The sequence below is a fragment of the Kitasatospora sp. NPDC059462 genome, assembly GCF_042749955.1.
GTDB lineage: Bacteria > Actinomycetota > Actinomycetes > Streptomycetales > Streptomycetaceae > Kitasatospora.
This window is the reverse complement of sequence record NZ_JBHYUU010000036.1, coordinates 45,636-54,376: the sequence shown is the minus strand read 5'-3', so window position 1 is coordinate 54,376 and position 8,741 is coordinate 45,636. Positions and strand designations below refer to the sequence as shown.

6 protein-coding genes are annotated in these 8,741 nt (G+C 76.2%); 4 read left to right on the top strand and 2 right to left on the bottom strand.

Annotated elements, in window-relative coordinates:
- Nucleotides 1-466: 466 nt before the first annotated feature.
- On the top strand, nucleotides 467-1,957 hold the full coding sequence (locus ACFXAM_RS12700; RefSeq protein WP_380290292.1) for an MFS transporter: 1,491 nt from the start codon (nucleotides 467-469) through the stop codon (nucleotides 1,955-1,957).
- Nucleotides 1,958-2,240: 283 nt separating this feature from the next.
- On the opposite strand, the gene ACFXAM_RS12695 is transcribed toward ACFXAM_RS12700, so the two are convergent.
- Nucleotides 2,241-3,434 carry an alpha/beta hydrolase family protein gene (locus tag ACFXAM_RS12695; protein WP_380290290.1) on the bottom strand — a complete coding sequence of 398 codons (1,194 nt, stop codon included), beginning with the start codon at nucleotides 3,432-3,434 and terminating at the stop codon, nucleotides 2,241-2,243.
- Between the two features lie 230 nt (nucleotides 3,435-3,664).
- On the opposite strand from ACFXAM_RS12695, the gene ACFXAM_RS12690 reads away from it, so the two are divergent.
- A complete protein-coding gene (locus ACFXAM_RS12690) occupies nucleotides 3,665-4,753 on the top strand; it encodes a sensor histidine kinase (RefSeq protein ID WP_380290288.1) in 1,089 nt (362 codons plus the stop codon).
- Nucleotides 4,750-5,439: a response regulator gene (locus tag ACFXAM_RS12685; protein WP_380290286.1), complete on the top strand. Its 690-nt coding sequence runs from the start codon at nucleotides 4,750-4,752 to the stop codon at nucleotides 5,437-5,439. Before ACFXAM_RS12690 ends, ACFXAM_RS12685 begins: the two co-directional genes overlap by 4 nt.
- Before the next feature lie 261 nt (nucleotides 5,440-5,700).
- Here ACFXAM_RS12685 and ACFXAM_RS12680 read toward each other — a convergent pair whose 3' ends face one another.
- Nucleotides 5,701-7,653: a BTAD domain-containing putative transcriptional regulator gene (locus tag ACFXAM_RS12680; RefSeq protein WP_380290284.1), complete on the bottom strand. Its 1,953-nt coding sequence runs from the start codon at nucleotides 7,651-7,653 to the stop codon at nucleotides 5,701-5,703.
- Nucleotides 7,654-7,789: 136 nt separating this feature from the next.
- On the opposite strand from ACFXAM_RS12680, the gene ACFXAM_RS12675 reads away from it, so the two are divergent.
- Nucleotides 7,790-8,668: an alpha/beta fold hydrolase gene (locus ACFXAM_RS12675; protein ID WP_380290282.1), complete on the top strand. Its 879-nt coding sequence runs from the start codon at nucleotides 7,790-7,792 to the stop codon at nucleotides 8,666-8,668.
- The last annotated feature ends 73 nt before the right edge of the window (nucleotides 8,669-8,741 follow it).

Here is an 8,741-nt window from a genome sequence, read left to right as displayed (position 1 = left end):
CCAGATGGGGTTCCCGGCGTACTTCCTCGTGGTCGCCGACTTCATCATGTGGGCGTGGGTCGAGGAGCACTACCAGAAGATCACCGTGGACACCGGGACGGTCTACGACCTCACCCGGCAGAAGAACTGAGCCGGCGTCACCGCGAGGGCCGGCCGGCGCACCCCGCCGGCCGGCCCTCCGCCGTCCCGGCCGGGAGCCCCGTCGGAGGTGCGCTCCGACGGGGCTCCCGCGGTCGGGCCCCGGGCTGACGCCATGGGGCCGGGCCGGGGGAGTCCCGACGGCGACGGACTCCCCGACCCCCCGGCGGCATCCGTTCACCGGCGGTGCCGACGGCTCCCGAGCCGGCCGTTCCGCTCGGCGGCTTGATGGTTTGTTTTTCAAACTCACACCCCTATAGTGAGTCCGTCCTGTTTTCAAACTCTGCGGCCCGGGCGCTCCGTGGGGCCGATCGAACGAGGAGGCCGCATGAGGGCTTCACCATCCACCGCCACGGGTGCCATCGGCGAGGCGTCCGACCGGGCGGTGCCCGCGGAACGCGGCGACGCCCGCGACAGCCGCCCCTGGCCGGTCCTCGTCGCCGCCTGCCTGGGGCTGTTCACGGTGTTCCTCCAGACCACCGAGACCATCGGCACGCTCGGCGCCGTTCAGGCCGGACTGCGTGTCGAGCCCGCCGACATGGTCTGGGTGCCGAGCATGTACACCCTGGTGGTGGCCTCCTGCGTCCTGGGCGGGGGAGCGCTGGCCGACCGGTGGGGGCGCCGGCGCGTCTTCCTCGCCGGAGCGGCGGCGATGGCCGCGGGCGGTCTGGTCCTCGCGCTGGCCGGTGACCTCGCCGCCGTTCTCATCGGCCAGGCGGTCGCCGGCCTGGGCGGCGCCCTGATCACCCCCAGCTCGCTCGCGCTGATCACCCACGCCGTGCGCGATCCGCGCCGCCGCGCCGGGGCGATCTCCGCGTGGGCGGCCGCCTCCGGGCTGGGCCTGGCCGTCGGACCCCTGGTCGCGGGCCTCGCGCTGCGCTGGTGGACCTGGCACACGGCGTTCTGGCTGAACATCGTGATGGCCGGCCTCGCCGCGGCGGTCGCGCTGGTCCGCGTCCCCGAGTCCCGCAACCCGGCCGCCCGGCGCCTGGACCTGGCAGGACAGGCCACCGCCGCCGCCGGACTCGCCTTGCTGGTCTTCTGGTTGATCGACGGCGGCCACCACGGCTACGGCTCCGCACGGGCCGTGGCCGCCGCTGCGGCGGCCGTCCTCCTGCTGGCCGCCTTCATCGCCGTCGAACTGCGCCACGGCGCCCCCATGGTCGACCTTCGGCTGATGCGCGACCCCTCCTACAGCGCCTCCCTCCTGCTGGCCGGGGCCGTCCTGTTCGGCTTCGTCGGCCTCTCCCTCCTCCAGGTCATGTGGCTGGAGCGGGTACGGGGGCTGACCGCCCTCCAAGTGGGGGTCCAACTCCTCGCGGAATTCGGGGCGTTCATCGCGGCCTCGGTGCTGGCCGGGATGGCCGTGCGCCGGCTGGGCCCGCGGGTCCTGATCGCGGCGGGCCTCCTGCTGGCCGCAGCCGGGGCCGCACTGTTCGCCCGGATCGAACCGGACACCGCGTTCACCGGGTACGCCGCCGCCTTCGTCCTGTTCGGCCTCGGCTGCGGCCTCGCCAACGCCCCCTCCACCGCGCTCGCCGTCAGCCACGTCCCGCACGGCCGCGAGGGGGAGGCGGGCGGCACGGTCAACGCCGCCCGCCAGATCGGCGCCGTCCTCGGCACCAGCATCCTCGGCACGCTGATCACCTCGGGCTTCGCGGAGCGCCTCACCCGCGTCCGCGACCCGCGCGCCGCTTTCACCGACGCCGTCGGCCACGCCACCGGGGTCGCGGTGGCGGTCCTGCTCCTCGGCGCGGTCGTGGCGATCGGGCTGTCGGCACGCTCCCGCCGCACCCGCCGCACGGCCGTCACCGGCTGACCCCGGCCGTCCACGTGCGGGCGGACGGCCGCTGGGAACGGGATCGTCCCCGTTCCCAGCGGCCCGGGGCTGCCGCCCGGTCCGCGAAGTCGGCGGCTGTGCGGCCGGTGGCGCCACCCGCCGTCGGAACACGGGTGTCCTCGACGCAGATCGCGGCGCTCCGCCCCGCGCGAGTCGGGCCGACGCGCGGGCGCCGGCGGCAGCCGGGCCGTGGCGGGCCTCGCGCCGCGCAGCCGTGGGCCGTACCCCGGGGCCCGGACGGGCAGGACCGGGGCCGAGGGGTTCACCGGGCGTAGTCGACCTCGGGGAAGTCGGGGGAGGGGCCGTCGAGGAGCCGCCCCCGGTCGCGGAGGTGGAGGTCGAAGAAGGCCCGCGGGTAGGCGCGTTGGAACGCCTGGGCCCGGTGCCCGGGAATCGTTCCGACCTCCATTTCCAGATCGGGCGGTGTCATGCCCAGGAGAGGGGCGAGCAGCGGAAGGATCAGCACATCGTCGCCGAACGACAGGTGCGCGGCTCCCCGTAGGGTGAGATGCAGGCGCCAGCCGCGCAGACGCGACCAGAACGCGCGCAGAGCGGGGTTGCTCTCCATGCCGCCCTTGCCCAGGGTGTCCACGACCAGGAACGGACGGTCGAGCCCGGCGTCCACCACCGGGCCCGCCGCGCCCCCGTCCAGGCTCGCTCCCGCCGTGATCCGCCCGTCGGTGAGCATCGTCGCGGCGGTGGTGGCCCCGCCCAGGGAGTGGCCGAGCATCCCGACGCGCCGCAGGTCGGGCGCCCCGCGCATGCCTGGGGGCAGCGGGGTGCGGCAGACGCCGGGGTGGCCACCCGAGGCGAGGACGGCGAGCCGGTCCAGGACGAAGCGGATGTCGGCGGTACGGACCGCGAGGGCCTTGGCGTAGTCGCTGATCCCGCCCAGCGGATTCGTCTCGACGCGTCCGCCGGGGAAGGCGACTGCCGCCGCGTCGTAGGTGTGGTCGACGGTGACCACCAGGAAGCCGTGACTGGCGAGGTCCTCCGCGATGCCGGTGCCGAACGACCGTGACGCGTCGGAGCCGGGAGAGTAGAGCACGACGGGCAGGGGGCCCGGTGGGCCGCCGACGGGAGCACCGTCGTGGCCGTGGGTGCCCCCCAGTCGCACCCGGCCGGGAGGCAGGTGGAGAAGGCTCAGGTACCGGTCGGCCGCGGCGGGAGGCATCCAGGGAACGGTGGGGCGGCCCGCGGGGCTGCGGGCGGGGTACCAGATGCTGATCATCAGTTCACGGCAGGGGCGGGAGGGCGCCCAGGGGTCCGGCCGCGCGGTGTCGGCCAGGTGCAGCGCGATCGTACCCAGCGGGTACGGTCCGTCCGGGGCGGGCAGCTGGAACCGCACGGGTTCCTCCTGCCCCGGCCGCGCGACGGCCACCGGCGCGAGCGGACCCGGGATCATGGCGGCGGCGGCCAGTCCGGCGCACGAGGACAGCAGTGTTCTCCGGTTCATGGTTCCACTGTTCCGTCCGACGGGCCGGGCGGCTTCGCTCCCGGGGAGGAACCCGGTGTCAGCCCAGGAGGGTACGCCGGGCATCAGCCGCACGGATGACTCAGCCCACGAGATGACGTCCTCCGGGCTGACCGGCCCCGGGCCCCCGCCTGGATAGCGTGGCCGGCATGGGCGAAGGGGAGTCACGGCCTCTGGTGGCCGGGCGTCTGCGGGACGGACAGTGGCACGGCGTGGACACGGTCGCGGCCGTGCTCCTCGCCCTGGCGTTCGGCGCGAGCGAGACGCGGAGCGGTGGCTGGGGCGCGGGAGCCGTGGCGGTGGTGGTCTGGCTGCCGGTCGCGGTACGGCGCAGACGGCCGGTCCGGGTGCTGTACACGGTCCTGGCCGGAGCGGTCCTCGCCCTGGCGTTCACCGGGTGGGAGGAGTCCTGGGTCCCCGTCGCGGCCGCCCTGTACACGGTGGCGGCGCGCGAACCGCGGCGCCGGTCCGCGACGGCGCTCGGCTGCTCGCTGGGCGCCGTCGCGGCGGCCATGGCCCTCGTACCGCGACCGGTGCCGGCCTCCGGGGTCGCGTGGGGGGCCGTCTTCGCGTCCTTGATGATGACCCTGCCCTGGCTGGTGGGGACCGCGCTGAGGGAGCAGCGGTCGTACGCGGAACTCGCCGCCCGGCAGGCCGTGACGGACGAGCGCCTGCGGATCGCCCGCGAGCTCCACGACGTGGTGGCCCATCACCTGACGGTCATCACGGTACGGGCCGAGGTGGCCTGCGCGGTGGCCCCCACCGACCCGCAGGAGGCCGGGCGGACCCTCGCACTGGTCGGGACGGCGGGCCGGACGGCGCTCACCGAGATGCGCCGCATGCTCGGCGTTCTGCGATCACCCGGCGACGGAGCCGAGTTGGGGGCCGCCCCCGGTCTGGCGGACCTGCCCGCGCTGGTGGACGGTGCGGGCCCGCGCGTGGAGCTGTCCGTCGACCCGCGTCCACCGCTCCCCCCGGGTGTGGAACTGGCGGTCTACCGGATCGTTCAGGAAGCCCTCACCAATGTCGTCAGGCACGCGGGATCGGCGGACTGCCGGGTGAACCTGACCCGGACGGGCCCCGAGGCGGTCGAGATCGAGGTCGTCAACGACGCGCCGTCCCGGCCCCCGTCCCGGCCCCCGGCCCGGCTCCCGGCCCGGCGTCCTGGCGGCGGGCACGGAATCGTCGGGATGCGGGAGCGGGCGGCCATGTGCGGCGGGACCCTCTCCGCGGGCCCCCTGGCGACGGGCGGATTCCGGGTGCATGCGCGGCTGCCCTGCGGATCGGAGACAGCCCGGTGAACCGGCCGGTCCGGGTGCTCGTCGCCGATGACCAAGCGCTGTTGCGGGAGGGCTTCCGCCTGCTCATCGAGAGCGTGCCGGACCTCACCGTCGCGGGCGAGGCCGTCAGCGGGCAGCAGGCCGTCGAACTCGCCCTGCGGCTGCGGCCCGACGTCGTGCTGATGGACATCCGCATGCCGGGCATGGACGGTCTGGAGGCCACCCGGCGCATCTGCGCGCACCCGGACGCCGCCGGCACCCGGGTGCTGGTCCTCACCACGTTCGATCTGGACGAGTACGTGTACGCGGCACTCCGCGGCGGAGCCAGCGGATTCCTTCTGAAGGACATCCTTCCCGCCGACCTGCTGACGGCCTTGCGGGTGGTCGCCTCCGGTGACGCCCTGCTCGCGCCCGCGGTGACCCGTCGGCTGATCCGCGAGTTCGCCGGACGCCACGAGCCGCGCCCGCCACTCGCGCGGGAGCTCGCGGGCGTGACCCCACGCGAACGGGAGGTTCTCCGCTTGGTGGCCCGGGGGCTTCCCAACCGCGCGATCGCCGAGCATCTGGGGCTGAGCATCGCGACCGTCAAGACCCATGTCCGGCGGCTGCTGGCCAAGCTCCACGCCCATGACCGGGCCCAGATGGTCGTCATCGCCTATGAGACAGGCGTGGTCACCGCGGGTGGGAACCTCCCGCCCGCAGACTGACGCCTCACCGGCCGGGACGGTGGACCCGGACGAAGGGGACACCCCCGTAGGCTCCGGGTCGCCCGGGGGCGCCTGTGCGGACCCGCTCCCCGGAGGGACGTCGGCCTCCCTCAGTGGTCGTCCTGGGCCCTTGCCCCTCCGTCGGCCACGGGGTGGCCCTGTCCTCGGGCCCGGGCGGTGACGACGGCGTCGTCGTGGTGGTCCGGCGTTGAGCGTTGAGCAGAACGCCACGACCACGCCACCGTGTCCGTCCGCCGGCGGTCACCGTCCGCCGGCGCAAGCCTCGGCCTCCGCCAGGTAGCGGGCCACCGGCCCCAGGGTCAGCAGCCCGCTGGCCGCGCCGGCGTGTTCGGTCCGGGCCGGGCGCAGGGCCGTCGCGGCGCGGGCGGCGGTCCGGTGTTCGCCGAGGCGGGCGGCGGCGCGGGCGGTCAGGCACCAGAGCGCCTCCTGAAGGTGGTCGCGGGGCGGTTCGGGTGCCGTGGTGAGGGCGGTGCGGGCTTCCTCGGTCCGGCGGTGGGCGAGCAGCACCAGTGGCTCCGTCCAGGGGCGGTAGGGGCCCCAGTCGAGGGCGGGGTCGGTGGGTGCGGGCCGGCCGTGCAGGAGGCGCAGGCCCAGCAGGGCGAGGGCGAACAGGCCGCGGTGGAGTCCCGGCATGCCGGCCGTCGCGGCGAGGGCGTCCTCGGCGGCGCGGTAGTGGGCCGCGGCGGTGGCGGCGGTCGGTCCGCCGGGTTCGGTGCTGCGGGCGGCCGTGGCCCGGGCCCGGAACCAGGCGGTGAGGACGGGGACGAGGGAGGCCTCGGTGGCGGCGGCGAGCTCCTCGGCGGCCGCGGCGTGCGCGGTGGCGGCGTCGAGGTCGCCGAGGGCGGAGGCGGACTGCAGGCGGACGAGCCGGCCCAGCACGGCGAAGTTCGGCAGGTCGTGCCGGGTGGCCAGGTCGAGGATCTCGGCGCCGATCGCGTCCCGGGCGGCCGCCAGCCCGGGCCGGGTGAAGGACTGGAGGAAGACGCCGTTGAGGGCGAACACCAGCAGGGCGGGGTCGCCCAGCTCCCGGGCCAGCGCCTCCGCTTCGCGCGCCGCCCGTCCGGCGTGCTCCAGGGCGCCGTCCGGGAGGTCGGCGCTGCGGCTCTCGACCGCGACGGTGGCCAGCAGACGGGCACGCAGTTCGGCGGGGCCGTCGGGGCCGAGCGCGGCGAGCGTGCGTTCGGCCGCTTCGACGACGGCACGGGACTGCTCCGGGTCGTCCGCCCGGCTCCAGAGGGCGGGCACGTCGTAGGCGCCGATGACGCGGGCGGTCAGGGTGGTGTCCCCGGTGCGCTCCGCCGCCCGGACGGCGGCGAGGCGGTCGCGCCGCGAGTGGGCCAGGGCGTCGCCGCCGGCCAGGGCCAGGGTGCGGGCCAGCTCCACGGTGGTGCGCGGGCCGAGCCGCAGGCCGCCGGTCCACCCGGGCGCCGGGGGCGGGGGTGTCGGGGGCGGGGGTGTCGGGATGCCGCGGAGGATGTCGGTCTCCAGACGCCGGAGCTCGGCCCCGGGGTCCAGCCCGAGCTGGTCCGCGAGCATGGCGCGGGCGCGGCGCAGGGTGGCCAGCGCGTCCGCCTGGCGGCCCGCCCGGTGCAGGGCGCGGGCCAGCAGCCCCCAGGCCGGTTCGCGCCACGGGTGCTCGGCGACGTGGGAACCGAGTTCGGCGACGAGGTCGGCCCCCGAGCCCGCGTCGAGCAGGAGACGGGCGCGCAGTTCCGTCGCCTCCAGGCGGAGCTCCTCCAGCCTGGTCCGCTCGCGCCGGGCCCATGCGGAGGCGGCCACGTCGGCGTAGGCCGGGCCGCGCCAGGCCGCGAGGGCCGCGTCGAGGTCGGCCAGCGCGTCGGGGGTGCGCCGGGCGCGCGCCAGGGCGTCCTCGAACCGGTGGACGTCCACGTCCTCGCGCGGCAGGCGCAGGGCGTAGCCGGGGCCCTCGGTGACCAGGACGTGCGGCGGGGTGCGGGGCGGCCGCTCGGGTTCGACGGCGCGGCGCAGCGCGGCGACGAAGGTGCGCAGCGCCCCGATGGCGCGCACCGGCGGCTCGGCCCACAGGTCGTCCACGAGGGTGTCGGTGGCGACCATCCGTCCCTCGGCGGCGACGAGCCGGGCGAGCACCTCGCGGTGGCGCGGTCCGCCCAGGTCGACGGGCGTGCCGTCGTCGTGGAGGGCCCGTACGGCGCCGAGCACGTCGATTCGCATGCCCCCATCTTCCGGGTCCGGGCCCCGTGGCGTCGAAGCGCACTGATCGGCTGCTGATCGCCGTCGTCCACGCTGGTCGCACCAACCCCCCGGACCGGGGCCCTCCCGGTCCACCGACCCCAGGAAGGGGCTTCTCGTGACGCTCGCCATCCCCGGCTTCGACCACGTCCGCCTGCCCGGCACGGACGGAGTGGAGCTGGCTGCCGCCGTCGGCGGCAGCGGCAGCCCCGTCGTGCTGCTGCACGGCTTCCCGCAGACCCACCTGATGTGGCGGCACGTCGCCGGGCGGCTCGCCGACCGGTACACGGTGATCTGTCCCGACCTGCGCGGCTACGGCGCCAGCGACAAGCCGGCCGCCACCGGCCCCGAGGTGTACGCCAAGCGCGCCATGGCCGCGGACGTGGTCGCCCTGGCGGCGGCGCTCGGCCACGAGCGCTTCGCCCTGGTCGGCCACGACCGGGGCGCCCTGGTCGCCTTCCGGGCCGGCCTGGACCACCCGGAGACGATCACCCACCTGGGTATTCTCGACGTCGTGCCGACACTGGACATGTGGGACGTGCTGCACGGCGTCCCGGCGGCGGTCGGCTACCACCTCTTCCTGATGGCGCAGCCGCCCGGGCTGCCGGAGACGATGATCGCCAACAGCGCGGACGCGTTCTTCGGCTCGTTCCTCGACGCCTGGGCGAACGACCCGGCCGCGCTGCCGCCGGAGGTGCGCGCCGAGTACCTGCGGGCGAGCGGTGCGGCGGTGCCGTCGATCGTCGCGGACTACCGGGCCTCGGCGGGCATCGACGTCACCCACGACCGGGCGGACCTGGACGCCGGGTCGCAGCTGGCGATGCCCGTGACGGTGATCCAGCAGGACTGGGGCGCCCGGCTGGGCTACGACGCCGCCGGGGTGTGGCGGGCCTGGGCCCCGGACCTGGAGCACCGGCTGACCCGGGCCGGCCACTTCATGGCGGAGGAGGCGCCCGACGAGGTCGCGGGGGCGATCCGCGACCTGCTGCTCCGCTGAACCGGCCCCGCCCCGCCTGCGGGAGGGAGCCGGAGCACCGGGCGCCCGCCTGCCTGCTGGCCCGCCTGCCCGC

Coding starts and splice junctions, on each gene's coding strand:
- ACFXAM_RS12700 (WP_380290292.1), top strand. CDS start 467: ATGAGGGCTTCACCATCCACCGCCACGGGTGCCATCGGCGAGGCGTCC.
- ACFXAM_RS12695 (WP_380290290.1), bottom strand. CDS start 3,434: ATGAACCGGAGAACACTGCTGTCCTCGTGCGCCGGACTGGCCGCCGCC.
- ACFXAM_RS12680 (WP_380290284.1), bottom strand. CDS start 7,653: ATGCGAATCGACGTGCTCGGCGCCGTACGGGCCCTCCACGACGACGGC.